The sequence below is a fragment of the Bacillus sanguinis genome, from assembly GCF_018332475.1.
GTDB classification, from domain to species: domain Bacteria; phylum Bacillota; class Bacilli; order Bacillales; family Bacillaceae_G; genus Bacillus_A; species Bacillus_A sanguinis.
The window spans coordinates 1-18,958 of the sequence record NZ_BOQB01000030.1 but is presented as its reverse complement, the minus strand read 5'-3'; the positions used below and the strand labels follow the sequence as shown (position 1 = coordinate 18,958).

Annotated in this window: 22 protein-coding genes and 1 other annotated feature; of the genes, 13 read left to right on the top strand and 9 right to left on the bottom strand. The window is 34.7% G+C overall.

Going from position 1 to position 18,958, the window contains the following annotated elements:
• Positions 1–122: 122 nt before the first annotated feature.
• The 6 genes from KI369_RS04745 (at position 123) to KI369_RS04720 (ending at position 4,137) form a co-directional block, all read left to right on the top strand.
• A complete protein-coding gene (locus tag KI369_RS04745) occupies positions 123–479 on the top strand; it encodes a lmo0954 family membrane protein (protein WP_000808632.1) in 357 nt (118 codons plus the stop codon).
• Positions 480–546: 67 nt separating this feature from the next.
• On the top strand, positions 547–1,209 hold the full coding sequence (locus KI369_RS04740; protein WP_212955206.1) for a PspA/IM30 family protein: 663 nt from the start codon (positions 547–549) through the stop codon (positions 1,207–1,209).
• Between the two features lie 106 nt (positions 1,210–1,315).
• A complete protein-coding gene (gene liaF / locus KI369_RS04735) occupies positions 1,316–2,056 on the top strand; it encodes a cell wall-active antibiotics response protein LiaF (protein WP_000716089.1) in 741 nt (246 codons plus the stop codon).
• Complete coding sequence (locus tag KI369_RS04730) at positions 2,056–3,111, top strand: sensor histidine kinase (RefSeq protein ID WP_212955205.1); 1,056 nt, start codon at positions 2,056–2,058, stop codon at positions 3,109–3,111. The genes liaF and KI369_RS04730 overlap by 1 nt, the downstream gene beginning before the upstream one ends.
• Entirely contained in the window at positions 3,108–3,740 is a 633-nt protein-coding gene (locus KI369_RS04725; RefSeq protein ID WP_212955204.1) for a LuxR C-terminal-related transcriptional regulator, read from the top strand. Before KI369_RS04730 ends, KI369_RS04725 begins: the two co-directional genes overlap by 4 nt.
• Before the next feature lie 58 nt (positions 3,741–3,798).
• On the top strand, positions 3,799–4,137 hold the full coding sequence (locus KI369_RS04720; RefSeq protein ID WP_212955220.1) for a DUF3922 domain-containing protein: 339 nt from the start codon (positions 3,799–3,801) through the stop codon (positions 4,135–4,137).
• A 24-nt stretch (positions 4,138–4,161) separates the two neighbouring features.
• Here the strand turns inward: KI369_RS04720 and brnQ3 are convergent, their stop codons facing one another.
• On the bottom strand, positions 4,162–5,517 hold the full coding sequence (gene brnQ3, locus KI369_RS04715; RefSeq protein WP_212955203.1) for a branched-chain amino acid transport system II carrier protein BrnQ3: 1,356 nt from the start codon (positions 5,515–5,517) through the stop codon (positions 4,162–4,164).
• 56 nt (positions 5,518–5,573) lie between these two features.
• Positions 5,574–5,832 (bottom strand) — a binding site (T-box leader).
• A 282-nt stretch (positions 5,833–6,114) separates the two neighbouring features.
• Between brnQ3 and KI369_RS04710 the strand changes: the two genes are divergently transcribed.
• The gene (locus KI369_RS04710) at positions 6,115–6,324 is read left to right on the top strand and encodes a hypothetical protein (RefSeq protein WP_000880630.1); all 210 of its coding nucleotides are present in this window, start codon (positions 6,115–6,117) and stop codon (positions 6,322–6,324) included.
• Positions 6,325–6,363: 39 nt separating this feature from the next.
• On the opposite strand, the gene KI369_RS04705 is transcribed toward KI369_RS04710, so the two are convergent.
• Positions 6,364–7,140: a class I SAM-dependent methyltransferase gene (locus KI369_RS04705; RefSeq protein ID WP_212955202.1), complete on the bottom strand. Its 777-nt coding sequence runs from the start codon at positions 7,138–7,140 to the stop codon at positions 6,364–6,366.
• Between the two features lie 108 nt (positions 7,141–7,248).
• On the opposite strand from KI369_RS04705, the gene KI369_RS04700 reads away from it, so the two are divergent.
• Positions 7,249–8,100 (top strand): YhfM domain-containing protein, encoded by an 852-nt coding sequence (locus KI369_RS04700; RefSeq protein ID WP_212955201.1) that lies wholly within the window; start codon positions 7,249–7,251, stop codon positions 8,098–8,100.
• A gap of 97 nt (positions 8,101–8,197) precedes the next feature.
• Here the strand turns inward: KI369_RS04700 and KI369_RS04695 are convergent, their stop codons facing one another.
• Positions 8,198–8,395 (bottom strand): hypothetical protein, encoded by a 198-nt coding sequence (locus KI369_RS04695; RefSeq protein WP_001053353.1) that lies wholly within the window; start codon positions 8,393–8,395, stop codon positions 8,198–8,200.
• A 150-nt stretch (positions 8,396–8,545) separates the two neighbouring features.
• Here KI369_RS04695 and KI369_RS04690 point away from each other — a divergent pair, with 150 nt between their 5' ends.
• The 3 genes from KI369_RS04690 to hmpA all read left to right on the top strand — a co-directional run bounded on the left by KI369_RS04690 (position 8,546) and on the right by hmpA (position 11,644).
• Positions 8,546–9,643 (top strand): site-2 protease family protein, encoded by a 1,098-nt coding sequence (locus tag KI369_RS04690; protein WP_212955200.1) that lies wholly within the window; start codon positions 8,546–8,548, stop codon positions 9,641–9,643.
• Positions 9,644–9,757: 114 nt separating this feature from the next.
• Complete coding sequence (locus KI369_RS04685; protein ID WP_212955199.1) at positions 9,758–10,276, top strand: hypothetical protein; 519 nt, start codon at positions 9,758–9,760, stop codon at positions 10,274–10,276.
• A gap of 159 nt (positions 10,277–10,435) precedes the next feature.
• Complete coding sequence (hmpA, locus tag KI369_RS04680; RefSeq protein WP_212955198.1) at positions 10,436–11,644, top strand: NO-inducible flavohemoprotein; 1,209 nt, start codon at positions 10,436–10,438, stop codon at positions 11,642–11,644.
• 31 nt (positions 11,645–11,675) lie between these two features.
• Here the strand turns inward: hmpA and KI369_RS04675 are convergent, their stop codons facing one another.
• On the bottom strand, positions 11,676–12,188 hold the full coding sequence (locus KI369_RS04675; protein WP_212955197.1) for a Crp/Fnr family transcriptional regulator: 513 nt from the start codon (positions 12,186–12,188) through the stop codon (positions 11,676–11,678).
• Positions 12,189–12,357: 169 nt separating this feature from the next.
• On the opposite strand from KI369_RS04675, the gene KI369_RS04670 reads away from it, so the two are divergent.
• A complete protein-coding gene (locus KI369_RS04670) occupies positions 12,358–12,585 on the top strand; it encodes a hypothetical protein (RefSeq protein ID WP_000882907.1) in 228 nt (75 codons plus the stop codon).
• 293 nt (positions 12,586–12,878) lie between these two features.
• Here KI369_RS04670 and KI369_RS04665 read toward each other — a convergent pair whose 3' ends face one another.
• From KI369_RS04665 to KI369_RS04655, 3 genes are all read right to left on the bottom strand, one after another.
• On the bottom strand, positions 12,879–13,679 hold the full coding sequence (locus KI369_RS04665; RefSeq protein ID WP_212955196.1) for a sulfite exporter TauE/SafE family protein: 801 nt from the start codon (positions 13,677–13,679) through the stop codon (positions 12,879–12,881).
• Positions 13,680–13,796: 117 nt separating this feature from the next.
• Positions 13,797–14,795 carry an inorganic phosphate transporter gene (locus KI369_RS04660; protein ID WP_144613875.1) on the bottom strand — a complete coding sequence of 333 codons (999 nt, stop codon included), beginning with the start codon at positions 14,793–14,795 and terminating at the stop codon, positions 13,797–13,799.
• 11 nt (positions 14,796–14,806) lie between these two features.
• Positions 14,807–15,427, bottom strand: a complete 621-nt coding sequence (locus KI369_RS04655; RefSeq protein ID WP_000231446.1) for a DUF47 domain-containing protein — start codon at positions 15,425–15,427, stop codon at positions 14,807–14,809.
• Between the two features lie 312 nt (positions 15,428–15,739).
• On the opposite strand from KI369_RS04655, the gene KI369_RS04650 reads away from it, so the two are divergent.
• Positions 15,740–17,782 (top strand): transglycosylase domain-containing protein, encoded by a 2,043-nt coding sequence (locus KI369_RS04650; protein WP_212955195.1) that lies wholly within the window; start codon positions 15,740–15,742, stop codon positions 17,780–17,782.
• Between the two features lie 64 nt (positions 17,783–17,846).
• Here the strand turns inward: KI369_RS04650 and KI369_RS04645 are convergent, their stop codons facing one another.
• Positions 17,847–18,278: a hypothetical protein gene (locus KI369_RS04645; protein WP_212955194.1), complete on the bottom strand. Its 432-nt coding sequence runs from the start codon at positions 18,276–18,278 to the stop codon at positions 17,847–17,849.
• 195 nt (positions 18,279–18,473) lie between these two features.
• Positions 18,474–18,958 (bottom strand): collagen-like protein (locus tag KI369_RS04640; protein ID WP_212955193.1); only part of this gene is annotated, 485 nt, incomplete at its 5' end.

The following is an 18,958-nucleotide window of genomic DNA, read 5'->3' as shown; positions in this document are numbered from 1 at the left end:
TTACAAAAGGCTGAATGCAACTCGGTCTTAAGTCTGAGTCGAAAACGGTTCTTAAGCTCGTTATGGAAAAACGAAAAAATAGTTAAGATAAGAGTATCAAATCGAAGGGAGGCAAGCACAAGATGAAACAATTTCTAGCGTTTATCGCGGCTGGTATTTTAGCTTTAATTGCTCTTGGCAGTCTTGCTGGTATTATAGGATTCGCAATTGGAGCAGGAGTTGTGTACTGGAGCTATAAATCATTTGTGCGAGCACAATCATTTTTTGGAAAGTTAGCTTGGGGTATTGTTGGTTTAATCGGCTTGTCCATCGCCCTTTCTCATTCCCCAGCATTAATCGGTATTGCCGCATTAGTAGTTCTATACTACGGATACCGTGAGTGGAAAAAAGAAAAAGATGTAGTTGTTGATTCTGCTCCAGAAAGTTCTAAACCATATAGCAACTTTGAAGATGAGTGGAACAAGTTAATGAAAAACTAATAAAAAACTAATAAAAAATTAATAACAATCAAATCAAATTTATAAAGTAGAAGAGAGGAAGATTATAATGAAACAATCTTTATTCGGACGTGTACGCGATGCAATTTTAGCAGATTTTCATAATGTGTTAGATGAGAAAGAAAGAAAAAATCCAATTGCTATGTTAAACCAATATTTACGCGATAGTGAGCGTGAAATAACAAAAATTGAGAAGTTAATTCAGCGTCATAAAACATTAAAATCTAACTTTGCTCGTGAGCTTGAGCAAGCTCGTTATTTCGTGAATAAAAGGTCAAAGCAAGCGCTTATCGCTCAAGAAGCAGGCGAATTACAACTACATGAGCGTGCATTAGAAGAAGTAGCTTATTATGAAGGGCAAGTAACTCGATTAGAAGAAATGTATGCAGGTGTTGTAGAGCAAATTGATGAGTTAGAGCGTCGTCTTTCTGAGATGAAAAATAAATTAAAAGAAATGCACGCGAAACGTATGGAATTAATGGCACGTGAAAATATGGCACATGCAAATCGTCGTATGAATACTGCGATGCATAAAATGGATGAAAATAATCCATTCTTACGCTTTGAAGAAATTGAGGATCATATTCGTGACTTAGAAACTCGTATGAATGAAGAGCATGAACGTGACACATTTGATATGAAAATTGCAAAGCTTGAGCGTGAAATGAAAGAAAAGAATGATGTATCGTTAACGAAAGAGTTAACAAAATAATAGTAGTATATTATAAAACAGGCTTATGATATAGTGATAGGAGAAAAGGTGTTGGAAAGCAATGCCTTTTCTTCTATGTATATGTGACAAGAAGGGGGGAGCTGAAATGAAGAAGCATTTTTCAAAAACACAATTAATGGGGATGCTCCTCATCATATTTGGATTCGGTCTTTTTCTTGATATGATACTTGGACATTTTGAACCAGGTGGTCTCATTTTTGCATTTATTATGCTTATGTTTGGAAGGCATTATCGTAAAAAGAATCGTTATGTACGGGGAAATGTATTTTTATTTGTTGGTGGTATCGTATTTTTATTCTTCTTATTTTCATCAGCAGCATTTGTTCTTGTCGTATTTGCTTGTTTAGCTTTAATTGGTTATCAATTGATTCAACAAGGACATAAACAAAAGGCAATGAAGGTTGAAATTAAAGAAAAAGGGATTATAGACGAAGAGAAGCAAATATATCGTACAGAACCATATTTGAAAAATATGTTTGTAGGTAATGTACGAATGATGGATCATATTTATGAACTTGAGGATATTAATGTTCAATATGGTGCTTGTGATGTAGAAATAGATTTAACAACTGCTATGATTCCAGAAGGAGAAACGGTAATTGTTATTCGAGGTGTCGTTGGTAATATTCGTTTATATGTGCCATATGATATTGAACTGTCTTTAAATCATTCTGTTATTGTCGGACGGGTGCTCTTGCCAGGACATGAAGAGACAGGGTTTAACCGCAATGTTACATTTAGAACAGAGCAGTATAAAGAGGCTCCTCGTCGTATTAAAATTATTTCTTCGCTTGTCGTAGGCGATACGGAAGTGAGGAAAGTATAATGAAGAAACAAAAAAATATTTCATGGATGTATATTCGTTATTCTATGTTATCTTCTGTTAGTATTGCACTCATTTGTACAATTGTATATGTATGGAAAAGCGAGCAACAAGTGTATGATTTATTATGGAAGGAATCCATCGCTTCTGTTCCAATTGGCTTGTTTATTATGACTACAAGTTTACTTATCGGGGGAATTGTAGGATATGCAATCGGTTACTATATAGAGCAGCGTATACAAGGATTAAATACGTTTTTATTTGAAGTAGAGCGAGGGAATTTTCCGAGCGATGTTTCGTTTACTGCAGATGATGAATTTCATGAAGTGGAACGAAAAGTAATCGGTCTTGCTCGTCGATTAGAGGAGCAAGCTGGACTCTTTCAAAAAGTAACGAATGAACGAGCTCATTGGAATGAAGAGATGAGACAAGAAGCGATTTCTCAAGAAAGGCATCGATTGGCGAGGGAGCTGCATGATTCTGTAAGTCAGCAGCTTTTTGCAATGTCGATGATGATGTCGGCTATTAATGAACAAGTAGCTGAAATTCCAGAAACAACGAAAAAGCAGTTGCAGCTTGTTGAAAATATGGTTGTAAATGCACAATCAGAAATGAGAGCATTGCTTCTTCATTTACGCCCAGTGCAGTTAGAAGGTAAGAAACTAACAGAGGGTATAGAAGAGTTATTAACAGAACTGTCAAGAAAACAACATATGAAAATTGAATGGTTAATTGAGCCAATAGAATTGAAAAAAGGTGTAGAAGATCATTTATTCCGCATTGTACAAGAGGCGTTGTCTAATACTTTAAGGCATGCGAAGGCAAAGAAAACGGAAGTGCGTCTTCGAAAAATTGATCAATATGCAATATTGAAAATTATTGATGATGGCGTTGGATTTGAAGTTGGAGTTAATAAAGCTGGTTCATATGGTTTAAGATCCATGCAAGAGCGTGTTCATGAAATTGGTGGGACATTAAAAGTGCTTAGTTTTCCGGCTAAAGGTACGCAAATAGAAGTGAAAGTACCGATTATGATTGAGAGAGGGGAAGAATCATGATAAAAGTATTACTAGTGGATGATCATGAAATGGTTCGAATGGGTGTATCAGCATATTTATCAACACAGCCAGATATTGAAGTAGTTGGAGAAGCTGAAAATGGAAGAAAAGGTTCAGAGTTAGCTTTGCAATTAAGACCGGATATTATTTTGATGGACCTTGTCATGGACGAGATGGATGGGGTTGAAGCAACACGAGCTATTATTCAGGAATGGCCAGAAGCGAAAATTGTAGTTGTAACGAGTTTTTTAGATGACGAGAAATTGTACCCTGTAATTGAGGCCGGAGCGACAAGTTATTTATTAAAAACATCAAGAGCGAGTGATAAAGCAGATGCTGTACGAGCTACTTATGATGGAGAAACGGTATTAGAGCCAAAAGTTACGGGGAAAATGATGTCTCGTATGCGTCAGAAGAAAGAACAACCTTTGCATGAGGAGTTAACAGAAAGAGAGTCTGAAATTTTGTTATTAATTGCAGAGGGGAAAAGTAATCAAGAAATTGCAGATGAATTGTTTATTGCGCTAAAAACAGTAAAGACACATGTGAGTAATATATTAAATAAGCTAAATGTAAGTGACCGGACACAGGCGGTTATTTATGCGTTTAGACATCAATTGACGAAATGATAAAGTGAAACTTTAATCAGTGGGAGGGGGTATCCCACTGATTATTAGTTTGCGCCAAATCTTCTTATTGACGTTAATAAATGTAAGCGTTATCATTAAGTTATTAACAGTACATACAAAGGGGAGAATGTATATGTTAGTTCAAACTATATTTGGCATGGATAAGTCTAAAAAATTAGGGGATTATGTGAACGCATTACAAGCACTTTGTGAACAATATAATGTGGAAACAGATAAAATTGCAATTGTTGAGGCGACAGAAGAGTATTATTTATTTTTAGTAAAGCAAGAAGAATGCTATGATGTTGTCAAAGTAGAAATAGTGGATACAAATATCGACTATTATACGAAAGCTTATAAAATAAGTAGCTTTAATCATACTGCTTTTCAAATGTAAAAAAACTCCCGAAAGGGAGTTTTTTTAGGATGCTTTTACTTCATGAGATTCGGTTAGTAAAGGAACTTTTTTTGCGCCGCTTAGCTTAGCGATTGTAAGGCCGATAAGGGCTCCGGCTAATGCTGGTATTAACCAGCCGATTCCTTCATTATATAAAGGGATAAATTCAAAATATGGTGTGATAAATGAAATTGAAATACCACCTTGTTTTAATCCATCAAATACGCTTACCACTGCTGCTCCAATTAAAGCACCTACATAAACAGAGCGATATCCACCGAAATATTTATGAAGTAACGATAGTAGCACGAGTACAATCGCAATTGGATATACGACAAGTAGAATTGGAACAGAGATAGCAATAATTTTTGTTAAACCTAAGTTGGCAACTAATAATCCTAATGCACAAATGATGCTAGCGAACGTTTTGTATGAAAATGTAGTCAATAATGTTGAGAAATATTGACTACATGCAGATACAAGTCCGACACATGTTGTTAAGCAAGCGAGTGTAACGATTAGAGATAATAGAAGCAAACCGTATGGACCGAATAATTGTTGTACGATAACAGTAAGTAATTGTCCGCCATTTTTTGCATATCCGAGAGAGACGCTAGTTGCACCGAGCCAGCCAAGTGCACCATATACAAGTACGAGACCAGTAGCGGCAATAAGTCCTGCTTTCGCTGTCGCGATGGCAATCGATTTACGATCCTTCACACCTTTAGAGCGAATGGTATTTACAACAATAATTCCAAATGCAAGCGCAGAAATGGTATCCATCGTTAAGTATCCTTCCATAAAGCCTTTGAAGATTGGAGAAGTTTGATACTCTTGTATTGCTTGTCCGGATTGCCCGAGTGGTGTAAATACACTTTTAACAAATAATAAGAAAATAGAGAGTAATAAAATAGGTGTTAATATATTTCCAATGCGATCTACAAGTTTAGATGGATTCAAGCTCAGCCAAAATACGATAGCAAAGAATATGATTGTATATACAAATAGTACTAAGCTGCTAGAACGGATTGTTTCTGGTAAGAAAGAACTCACACCCATTTCGAAAGCGACATTTGCAACGCGTGGAATTCCCATAGAAGGACCAATTGCGATGTATACAACTACAGTAAAGAAAATTCCGAATAATGGGTGAACATGACTTGCGAGTTGTTGCATACCATTTCCTGATAAAGAAATTGCAATAACGGTTAATAGTGGTAAACCGACTCCTGTTAGCAAAAATCCAATCATTGCTGGCCAAAAGTTTTCACCTGCATTTTGTCCAAGCATGGGAGGGAAAATTAAATTACCTGCCCCAAAAAATAAAGAAAATAGCATAAGACCCGTGGAAAAAATATGTTTTTTTGATACAGTGTTCATTGTTTTTCCTCCTTTTTTAAATTCATTTGTAAGAACACAAAAAACTCGTCCCTAAAGAAAGGGACGAGTTATATTTACCCGCGATACCACCCTAATTTATACATGTAGAAATGAGTCTATATGTATACGGCTTTACAACGTACAACATGATACGTGTTCCTTGTAACGGGGGACAGCCGGTAAGAACTTACTGCAACATTCGGTTCTACTTCTCGGAGATGATTTTCGGCTACGCACTGAACGTTGGCTTTCAGCAAATCGCCAACTCTCTGGGGGACAGTCCTATAACGTACTCGTTCTCTTCAATGAATTTTTATTCAAGTATTCTGACAGTATTGTTGCATGTTTTTTTTTGAAAGTCAATATTTTTTTGAAAAGATATATTTATATGCGGAATTACCTGAGGGAATATTCTTTGTTTTGAAGCGGAGGGGGATGTAAATTGGATTGTAAAATAGGAGTAAAAATTTATAGAGAATTGTAAAATTTATGGAGAAAGTTGATATTTATAGGAGTAAAGAAGGTATTATTTGAATTTACAGAGAATAATACAACAATCCACTTGCTGGAAAGAACAAACCAAAAGAGGTGACTGAAATGCTTGCGATGGGAGTATTATTTGGTATTATTGCTATAATTGGTTTTATGTGGTTATATTATTCGCGTTCGTTTAAACAAGCAGAAGTTTTACTCTTTCAAAAAGGTAGTTTGTTGACAAATCAGTCTAGATATTTAGTATGTCCGAAGTGTGGAAGTGCACAGGCCAGAAGTGGAGGATATCAAGAGTGTTGCAAAATTAGATTATGAAAGAAGGAAGCCTCACATTATTTTGTGAGGCTTCCTTCCTTACAATTTCATAGTGCTCCAAATTGTCCACCGATCTCTTTCGATAATAGGAGAGACGTTTTGCAAGGCAGTCTGTACTTGTTGTAGAAGTTGAGAAAGTTCATGATCTGTTAATTCGTATAGAATGGATCGACCTGTTCGAGGTGATAAATCTTGCAATAATGCTTCTACAGAATCATGTATTTTTCGTACTTCCCATTGTGTTTGAGTGGGGAATACGTGAAGAAAATATTTTTGTAATTCTTTTTGTATCGTGGTGGTTTTTGGACGTCTTTTTGATTCAATTTCAATGAGTTTTGGAAAGATAGAGAAAAAATAGCCACGAATATGTTCGGGGCTTCCTGGAATTGTACAATCTTCAATGGTTCGGTCTTGTACAATAAGTACACCGTTTTTCTTTAATATACGAGAAGTTTCACGTAGGAATGTAGGAATGTCGTGTAAATGATGAATAACTGCGCGCGAAATAACAATGTCGAATGTATCATTAGGATATGGGACGCTATGTGCATCGCCGTGAATGAATGAAATGTTTGAAAAGCCGCTACAATTTTCTTTTGCAGCTTGTAATATTTCTTTTGAAAAATCAAGCCCAACAACACCTTTTGCTCCCATAAGAGCAAGTTCTTTCGTATAAATTCCGCCACCACAGCCGATATCAATTATTTGCTTGTTTTGTATATTTGTAATACTTTTTATCATTTCTCCCCAAGAAATATGGGCGTTTCGCTGTGCGTATGTGTATTTATTATTTGCATCATGAAAATTAATGGACATGAAAAAGACCTCCTTTCAATGCTTAGTATAGCGTATTTTATAGTGTGTCACGTTTTTGTTTTTTGTATGAAGATTATAAGGATTTCTTATTGTAAAGGGAGGATTAAATTGAAAAGGAAATATGTATTGTTAGTATTTGCTATGTTACTAGCATCTTGTAGTCAAACAGAGCAAAAAAAAGAAACAAAAAAAGTAGAAGAGACGGTGAATGAAGTGACAGAAACAATAGGGGTAACCGTTATACAAAAAAAACATAAAGAGAAAAAGTTACAGGAATCAGAAGCGCGGTTAGTAATAGATATTATGGATAAAGCGGAGAAACAAGAAATAACAGGAAGCTTTGGTGAACCTGAATATGAAATACAAATTAGTAGAGATGGGAAGAAAGACACGTATTATGCATGGCTAAGAGGAGAAGATAGAAGAGGTTGGGTACAACATAAGAAAGCTATGTATATGCTGAATAAAAAAGATACGGAAAAGCTTTTGGCTATATTTCCAAATGTTTCAGAACAAAAAGAAGATGAGAAGCAGGTAGGTCCTTTAACGGAAGTAACAAAAAAAGATTTGCAGATTACCGCGTTTCATATTAAAGCAGGAGATCAAAACGTGAATTATACGGTACGGTATACGATTTCACAATCACTATACAACAAGTTAGAGAAGGAACAAGAATATTATTTGAAAGTCATTTATCCGGAAAAAGTTCAAAAATTAATTGGAGCAAAAGAGAGTGAAGAAATTTCAGGAGAAAAGGTAAAAGAAGGATATAAACAGTATGAATTACATGCTACTGTTCCGGTAAAAGGTGCTTCAGAATCACAATTAAAGTCATTAGAAACATATTATGAAAATTATGATTTAAAAATATTAAATAGTAAAAAAGAGAAAATAGGTGTTTTTCAAAATATCATTCAAATTGTTAAAGAGTATGGTGAAAAAATGGATTTACAAAGATAAAGTGAAACTTTAATTAGTCCGGGAGGTATGTGAATTCGTAAAGTCTATATGACCTTTCCTAGGAAATGATAATAGAGAGGGGGAAATCCCCTCTCTATTACTTTGCTTTTGCAGATGGCTCATTCATTGATTTTCGTGTAATAAGAAAAGAAATCATAAGAGCGGAAAGGATGATAAGGGCAATAAATACGTGATTGGGCAACAAATCTAATAATAATACGTAACTAACGGTATAAAAAATAAGAGTTGAAGCTAAAAACGATAGAGCGCCTATTATGAGAGATTGTAAATTCATTTGAAAACACCTCCTTTTATTTATATTTTTGGCTAAAAATGGATTAAATAAACATTATTTCTAACAATAGAAAAAAATATGTCATAATAGAGAAAAGAATAGTTTTGATGAATGAATATGATTCATTCATGAGAGACAAAGGAGAGGAATATGAAAAATAATAAAAAAGGATTATGGGGAATTATTGTTGCAATAGGGCTATTTTTACTTTCTAAGTTAAAGTGGGTATTTGCAATTTTTAAACTAGCAAAGTTTTCAACGGTATTTAGTATGTTTCTATCACTTGGTGCATACGCAGTTATATATGGTTGGAAATTTGGGGTAGCGCTCATTTATTTGTTGTTTATTCATGAAATGGGCCATTTATGGGCTGCGAAAAGAAAAGGTATACCAACATCGCCAGCGATATTTATTCCATTTATGGGTGCTCTTATTGGGATGAAAGAGATGCCGAAAAATGCAAAAGATGAAGCTTATATCGCTTATATGGGACCTCTTTTCGGATTGTTATCATTTTTACCTGCAATCCCACTTTATATAATAACAAAAGAGCCATTTTGGGCATTAATTATTTTACTTGGAAGTATGATTAACTTCTTTAACTTGATTCCAGTTTCTCCATTAGATGGTGGGAGAATTATTTCAGTTGTAAGTACAAAGATTTGGGGAGCGGGCCTTATTGTATTGCTTGGTTATTCCATTTACTTTAAAAGTATTTTGGGAGGATTTATTGTTATTATCGGCTGTATGGAATTATATAGAGTAATAAAGCGAGATGAGCCAATTAAGGAGTTAGGATATAGAATTGATGGAATGAAAGACTATGTTGCAAGGCTTGAAGAGGAGTTAAAAGAAACAGGTGCGGTGCATCGAAATATATATATGATGCAACATGAAATAAATATATTAAGGCAAAAAGAGAGAGAGAAAGAATTAAAAACAGGAGAACTGCAAAAGATTGAAGTGTTAGAGTATCTTTTACCAAAGTTTGAGCCACTTGATTACGTCCCATATGAAGATGAAAAAGAAACCCATACAATTCATATAAGAGAAGCATTTGAAATGTCAGAAAGAAAATTACAGGAATGGGAAGCAGAAAAGAGACAACAGGAAAACTATTACAAAGTGAATACGAAAACGAAATGGACGGTATTTGCTTGTTATATCGGATTAATGGCTATACTCGGTTACACAGCTTATGAAGGGTATATTGTTTTACAAGAACATTTGCCAACGAGAAATGTATAGAAAAATATTGTCGAAATGATGGGGAAGATTTATACAGGAATTATATTTCTACGAGAGAATGTTACAAGTATAGTCATACATTGTAATATCTTTAGTAGAGAAGGAGTTCTGTATATGAAGAAATTGTTACGTGTATTTGGGATTATTATCATAATGATCATTGCGAGTTATAGTCTCATGAAAGTGTTGTTACATTATGCGAATAAGCCTGCTGAGGTAAATACAATAGCTCAAGTAGAAGATGTACAAGAAGAGACAAAAGTGCTTGATTTTATTCGTATGACACATGAAAGTTATAATAATTTCTTAAATTATGGTAAAGCAGAGAATTATACAGAAGGGGACTGGAACCAATTTAAACAATGGTTTCAACAACAAGAATCGTCTTTAAAAAATATACATACAGAAATAAAGAATGAAAAAATAAAACGTGATGTAAATAGAAGCTATGAAATTGTAAAAAAAGGTGTGGAACTTCAAAATATTGAGTATGTAGTTTATGCACACCGTGTATATCATGACTTAGATATTATCGTAAATAAATATAGAGGTGAAACGAACATCTGGGGGTATACAGAGTTTGGAGATGGGAAAGATATAAGGGTAATTGAACAAGCTATAGAGTCCAAATAATAAGCTAGCTAGAATTCTAGTTGGCTTATTTTCTTTTGTAAGTGCAATGTTCATATATTATTCACAAAAACACAGTGTTAATAGTGATTAAAATCACAATATGTACTATACAATTCAGTTAAACTAAAAACAGTTAAGGAAATAGAGGAGTGGGATACAATGTTAAGTGCAAAAACAATTGAAATCGTAAAGTCAACAGTACCATTATTACAAGAAAAAGGCGTTGAGATTACAACGAGATTTTATCAAATTTTATTTTCGGAACATCCGGAATTATTGAATATTTTCAACCATACAAATCAGAAAAAAGGAAGACAACAACAAGCGCTAGCGAATGCTGTTTATGCAGCTGCAACGTATATTGATAATTTAGAAGCTATTATTCCAGTTGTAAAACAAATTGGTCATAAGCATAGAAGTTTAGGTATTAAAGCGGAGCATTACCCGATTGTAGGTACATGTTTACTACGTGCAATTAAAGAGGTCGCAGGTGCACCTGATGAAGTTTTAAATGCATGGGGAGAAGCATATGGTGTCATTGCTGATGCATTCATTAGCATTGAAGCAGAGATGTATGAAGAAGCGGCACATAAAGAAGGTGGATGGAAAGATTTCCGTAACTTTGTGGTTGTTAAAAAAGTGAAGGAAAGCGACGTTATTACATCATTTTATTTAAAACCTGAAGATGGTGGGAAAGTTTCTTCATTCATCCCAGGACAATATGTAACGATTCAAATAAATATAGAAGGTGAAACATATACACATAATCGTCAATATAGTTTATCAGATGCTCCGGGAAAAGAATATTATCGTATTAGTGTAAAGAAAGAAAAAGGTGTAGATACACCGGATGGTAAAGTATCTAACTACTTACATGATCATGTAGAAGAAGGGGATATATTACCAGTAAGTGCACCAGCAGGAGATTTCGTATTAAATATGGATTCAACATTACCAGTTGTCTTAATTAGTGGTGGAGTAGGTATTACACCAATGATGAGTATGCTAAATACGTTAATTGAACAAGATTCAAAACGTAATGTATGTTTTGTTCATGCAGCGATAAATAGTAATACACATGCAATGAAAGAACACGTTGAGGCAGTAGATAATGAATACGAACAAGTTAAAGCGTATACTTGCTATTCTATGCCAACTGAAAAAGATTTGGAAATGAAGAACTTTGATAAAGAAGGTTTCATTGAAGCTGAATGGTTACAAACGATTATTCCAACAACTGAAGCAGAGTTTTATTTCTGTGGTCCGGTACCATTTATGAAACATATAAATGCTGCACTAACTGATTTAGGTGTGAAACAAGAGCATATTCATTATGAGTTTTTCGGTCCAGCAGCAAGCTTACAATAGATGAGGTTTGAAATAAGCAAAAAACGAGGTATTATTTTACCTCGTTTTTTATTTGTTCTCGTAACAGCCGATTTACCGTTTCACGGCGTATACCGATCAGTTGACCAATTTCAGTTTGTGTTAATATTTCATATATAGGAATCTCACCTAAATATAGTGTGAACCATTCTTGTAAACGATGAAGACGTTCTTTCGGAGAGACGGTTGTCAATTGATCGATACGTTGTTGCATCATTCTTAATTTTGATTGTAGTTGCATAGCAATATTTGCATATGATGCAGGATTGGCCTGAAGTTGATCGTACCATTCATTACTAATTATAGGTTCAACTTCTGTTTTCATTAAAGCGATTGCTGTACCGTGATATTCCTTCGGTGAAATTAAAGAATGGTGAGGTATCGTTTCACCTGGAACGATAATGTTGAATAAAAATGGTGTTCCATCTTCTTCTATCCGTACTACTTTTAATAAACCTGTTTTTATAAAATATAAAGGACCGTCCTCGCCTTGACGGAATAGTACATCTCCTTTGTGTAGAATCAATGTTAGCCCCCCATTTAAACATTTCTATTTCTTTTATTTTAGCGTATATGTATAAAGACAATATGCTTTTAAACAGCAATTTCATTGACGAAATATATGCTATTACAGTAGTATACTATTTAGTGTGTAATAGTACTAGCAATGAATACGCTGTAGGGGGTTTAGTATATTGTTAGATGCGATAAAAATGACGGATATGAGAATTCCGGCGAATGCTATCATTCATGTAGAAGAGATGAAAGGTGGAGTCGTATTATCCGTTGAAGTAGACGGCCAAATTATTTATACGATGGCTTACGATGAAGAAACAGATAGTTATGCTGAATTATATGATCGAAACGATAAGAGGGCGTGCCAAGTACATGAGGATTTTATGGGATGGTCACTTCTTCACTAAAAAGATGTCAATATGACATCTTTTTTTATTAAAACGATAGAATATACAAAGAAATGAAATATAAGGATAAAATTTGTAATAAATGATTTTGCATTGTTAGCACTTTGTAACTGCAACTGAATTATTTTTTCGCTATCATAAAGATAACAGTCGCAGTTATAGGAGTGGTCAACTTGAAGAAAGTACATATTTCCAATTATATGTTATTAAGTGTTTGTTTAATTTTATTCGTTCTCTTAGGAGGATTTTTATATTCATGTGTATAAGAAAAAACGCATTCTAAAAAGAACGCGTTATAAAAAAGAAGTAATGATTAATCTAGTTCCGAGAATAATTAATGTGATACGTAATAAATTAATTACGGCTTTACCACTTAATTTTGTATTAATATAAGCCCCGATTTTTCCGCCGATCCATGCGCCCGGAATAAGAATTAATGCGTAAATCCAGCTAACATTTCCAAGGGAGATATGGGTTGCAGAACTTACAATTGCTGATAGAAATACGATAAACATCGAAGTTGCTACAGCAATATGTGCTGGGAATGCAAAAAGTAGCATCATTGCTGGAACAAGTAAGGCACCGCCACCAATTCCAAATAATCCAGATATAAAACCAACTATAAAAGCGATAAAGATAGCGAGAAGCGGTGGGAATTGATAGTGTACAGTGTTTCCTTCGTTATCTGTAAAAGAACGCTTAATTACAGCCATATTTGATAAAGAAAGAGGTTTTAATTTGTCTCGTAACATAAGAAGGATGGAGACAAAAATAAGGAAAATTCCAAAATATAAAGAAAATGTATCTTGGTTTAAAAATTTGTTCGCCCATGAGCCGATAATGCCACCAGGGCCACTCCCGATAAATAAAATAAGTCCACTTTTGTAATCTACTCGTTTATGCTTCATATAAGTAAGGGTGGAGGATAGCCCTGTAAAAACGACTGTTACCATTGAAGTTCCTACTGCAAGTTGTGGTGACAGACTGTGTAATCCAATTAATAACGGAACGATAATAATTCCGCCACCAAGCCCGACTAGACTCCCGACTGTCCCGGCGATTAGTCCGATGAAAAGTAACATGATGTATTCCAAAATTTCCAACTCCTCTATATAACTTATCCACCAATTATTATACACGCTTTTTAATGAGAAAAAGGTTTGTTCACAAAAAAGTCGTCTTCCTAGAAAAATAAGGAAGACGACTTTTAATTAAAAGATTAAGTGTAATAAAGAGTAAAATAAAGCAGCTAAAGAAGCTGAAATAGGAAGCGTGATAACCCAAGTAATTAACATGCGTTTTGCTGTTCCCCATTTTACACCTTTTACACGATGAGAAGCACCAACCCCTAAAATAGAAGAAGAGATAACGTGCGTCGTACTAACTGGTAAATGAATGAATGTTGCACCGAAAATAACAAGTGATGATGATAAATCGGCAGCTACACCATTTACAGGACGAATTTTCATAATTTGTCCACCGACAGTTTTAATAATTTTCCATCCACCGACAGAAGTACCAAGACCCATTGCGATTGCACAAGATAATTGTACCCAGAACGGGATGTCGCTAGAAGTATGATAGTTATTGGCCATAAGAGCCATCGTAATGATTCCCATTGCTTTTTGCGCATCGTTCGTACCATGTGTATAAGCTTGTAATGCGGCAGTGAAGATCTGGAATATACGGAAGTTTTTATTCGTTTTCGTTAAGTTAAAGTTTTTGAAGACCACTTTAAAAATACTGTATACGATATAACCAATAACAAAAGCGATAATCGGTGAAATGATTAAGGCTTCAAGAATTTTTATGAACCCTTTAAGATTTAATGAGCTAATACCGGCAGCAGCGATAGCTGCACCTGCGATTGAGCCAATAATTGCATGCGAAGAACTACTTGGAATACCGTAGTACCAAGTAATTAAATTCCAAGCTATTGCCGCAAGTAAAGCAGCTAAAATTACAAGAGAACCATTTGGTAAAGCAAATGGATCAACGATATCTTTTGTAATCGTTTTTGCTACACCTGTAAATGTCATCGCACCTAAAAAGTTCATAATAGCTGCCATAATAATTGCATGTCTAGGCTTTAGAGCTTTCGTTGAAACAGCCGTTGCAATAGCGTTTGCTGTATCGTGAAATCCATTAATAAAGTCAAAAGCTAAAGCGCAAATGACTACTAAAACGGTCAGTATCAAGAGTGTATCCATGATCAAACTCCTTACGCGTTCTTCATAATAATTGTTTCTAATACGTTTGCAACGCTTTGGCAGCTATCCGCTACTTCTTCAAGCTCTTCGTAAATCTCTTTGTATTGAATAATCTTAATCGGATCTTTCTCACGAGAGAATAAGTGCTTAATCGCATGACGGCGAATATCATCACATTGTGATTCATAATCCTTAATCTTAATCGCGTTCGTACGAATGTCGACTAACTTCTTTTTAGATAGTAGTTCAACAGAATTTGCAATCTCAATCGCACATTGATTAATTGCTTCAACGAATTTAATCATGTATTCATCAGCTTCTGTAATAGAATACATTTCGAATAGACCAGCACTATGATCTAATCCGTCTAATACATCATCCATACTCATTGCAAGTTGTAGGATGTCCTCACGTTCAATAGGAGTAATAAACGCTTTGTTTAGCTCCATAATGATTTCGTGAATAAATGAGTCACCTTTTGACTCATACTCTTTCATGCGCATAGAAAACTCTTTTAAATCGCTAGCATTTTTAATTTTATACTCCACGAAAAACTGCGCGCCTTCTTTTAAATTTTCGGAAACATTCATTAACATTTCAGAAAATTTATCTTTTTTTGATTTAAAGACCATTATTAGTTACCCCCACAAAAGTAATATATGTAAAATATATTGGCTAGTCAATTCTAACAAAAAACTGTCGTTTTTTAAAACATTTTATCGAAAAGTTTACAAAAACTTAACATAACTCTCATTGTTGTATTAATAATATTAATAATCACTATTGAATATCTTACTTGTAGAATGTCCTTTTCTTGCAAAAAGTATGAATGTGAAAGAAAAGCTTTACACTACAGGAAAGACTACGTTATTATAATAAATTTAAAAGGAGGTATATTCTTCCTTTTGAAAAGAAGAGTGTAAACAAACGAAGGAAGTGAACGAATGAAATTGAAGAACACTCACTTAAAAAACATGCAGGAGTGGTTCAACAAGAGGAAGAAACTTCGTAATTCATTAATTGTATTAGGAAGTTTACTTGCTACTCTATTTATTGCTATAAATATAATAATTTCTATTCAAGACATATCTGAATTAAAACAAGCTGTTCCGCAACCAACCTTAATTTATGATGCAAATAATGAAGTTGCGACTAAATTAGCTTCCTCTAAAACAGAAGGTGTTAAAAGGAAAGATATTCCTGATATTATGGTACAGGCAATTGTTGCAGTAGAAGATAAGGAATTTTTTAACCATCACGGTATTTACTATAGTGGAATTATTAGTGCAGTTTTTAAAAATATTACAGCAGGAGAAGTTGTAGCAGGGGGAAGTACAATTACACAGCAACTAGCAAAAAATGTATTTCTGACACAAGATCGCACATACTCTCGAAAAATAAAGGAATATTTTTTAACAAAAAAAATAGAGCGTACGTATACGAAAGATGAAATTATTGAAATGTATATGAATCAAATTTATTTTGGTGAAGGTGCTTGGGGTATAAAAAGGGCAGCTAAATCTTATTTTGATAAAGATGTAAAAGATTTAACAGTTTCAGAAGCTGCAACGATTGCAGGCTTGATTAAAGCACCGTCTGCGTATTCGCCTTATAAAAACTTTAATAAGTCAATCGAACGACGTAATGTTGTATTAAGTTTAATGAAAGAACAAGGATATATTTCTGACGAACAGTATAATAAAGAAAAAGAGAGCGGCCTCGTGTTAAAACGTGGTGTGGATGATAAATACAAGGGGAAATACTCTCAATATGTAGACTATATTGTTAGGGAAGCGATGGACAAGTACGAATTAACACAAAATGAAATTTTAGCGGGTGGTTATCGTATTTATACAGAGCTTGATCCGAAAAAACAACAGGCTGTGGAAGACGTTGTGAATAATGAGAGTTATTTCAAAGATAATGGATCAGACCAGCTTATGCAAACTGGTGTAGTTCTTATGAATCCAAAAACAGGTGGTGTACCAGCTTTAGTTGGAGGTAGAGGTCCGTATCAGTTTTTACAGTTTAACCATGCAACCCAATTAAAAAGACAACCTGGCTCAACGTTAAAGCCTCTGGCTGTATATGTACCAGCGTTAGAGGACGGTTATGAAGTATACGATATATTAAAAGATGAACCATTTAATATTAAAGAATATAAACCACAAAATAGTGATCATACTTTTCACGGTGATGTGACAATGTATGAAGCCGTGGCAAAGTCGTACAATGTTTCAGCTGTTTGGCTATTGGAGCAAATTGGATTAGATAAAGGATTGAAATCTTTAGAGCGATTTGGTATTCCATTAGTGCCAGAAGATCGTACGTATCCGATTGCTTTAGGCGGGATGCATGTGGGAACCTCTCCATTTGTAATGGCTCAAGCGTATAGTACATTTGCAAATGACGGTGTTCAAGTGGAAGCTCATGCGATTAGGGAGATACAAAATGCTGAAGGTGAAACAATTGGAAAGTGGTATAAGAAAGAGACACGGGTGACGAGCGAGAAAATTGCTCAAAAGATGACATATTTATTAAAAGGTGTGGTTGAAAAGGGAACGGGCGAAAAGGCGAAAGTTTATAATGTTGATACGGCAGGTAAGACAGGAACTACTCAAATTGTAAATGGACCGAGCACTGGTGCAAAGGATTCATGGTTTGTTGGATACACACCAGATTTAGTAGGTGCGATTTGGGTAGGGTATGATAAAACAGATAGCGATCATTATGTTCCAGGGGGCAGTCAAATTACGACAACAATGTTCCGGGATATTATGAAAAAAGCGAATGCCAATCCAGCTCAAAAAGCATTCCAGTTATCGCTCATATCTGAAGCTGATTATAAAAAACAATTGAATACAATAGAAGAGGAAAAACGAAGAAAAGAAGAAGAGAAGAGAAGGAAAGAAGAGGAACAACAAAGAAAAAAAGAGCAACAAGAGTGGATTGATAAAGTGAAAGAATGGATTCCTTCATTTTGGTAAAAGAAAGAGGCGAATAACGAAATTCGCCTCTTTTTCGTATGAAATTATCCCTTCTTCTTATTAGTTAAGACTCGTTAAGTATAATGTTCGTACTGCCAAAGGATTGAGAATCGTATGTGACGATTATTTTTCCTTTACTAATAGGTTCGTAAGGTAATTCTTCTTCGTAATTACCATTATTTTCATTGTGGATAGAAAGTGTAATTTCATCGATTTTTTTATTTGTATACTGATCTTTAATCGTTTCAGCAATTTGAAGTAATGTTTCGGAACTAGAAGCGTTCGTAATAAGCATTCCTGTTATAACTTTCTTTTCATTATTTGTTGCATTGGAATAAGGGATGTTGCTTTGTTTTGTATACAAAAGTTTGTATGGAACAGTTTTTCTCTCTGCTTTTGATATAGTGGAATATTGTAGAGTTAAAAAAAATCCTACACATAAAATAATGCATACCATAAGAGCAAACCAAATACGTATTAGTGACATAACTCTCATTTTCATCCCTCTTTCATATCGTAGACTTCACTATTTATCATACAAAATGAGGATTAAGATAGAGTAAATTTGAGGTAAAGAAACGTAAAGAAGGAGCACTTATCCTCCCAAATAAGTGCTCCTTTCTATATAAAGAGAGATTTAATGCACGGTTAATCGATACATACTATTATAAATATACTTATTGAGTGAAAATTAGTAAATGCGGAATATAGATAGTGTTGCAGTTGTATCGCCTGTGTTAGGAATAGAAATAGTGTTTGCTGTAGGCTGTATAGAAACCGTTGTACCAGCTTGTAAAGTAACAATTGTAGAGAACGAAACAGCACTACCGATAACGTTAGTTGAGAAGTTACGAGTAGGTGGTTGACCATTGAATGAAATACCGAATCCAAATGGTGAAGATCCTGGGAAAGTTGTAGACGCTGAGAAACTAATATCATATACGCCTGTTTCTAAAATTGTTAAAGTATCTGAAGTATCGTTGAAAGAGATGTTAGTTAGCTCAAAAACTTGATTGAATTGGAGGTTTGTTCCAGGGGATATAGTTTGTGGATTTGAGTTTCCAATTGCAGCGATAGTTACAGGAATTGGAGTACCCGCTGGTCCTGTTGCGCCAGTAGCACCTTGAGCGCCAGTAGCACCCGTTGCGCCAGCTGGTCCTTGAGCGCCAGTAGCAC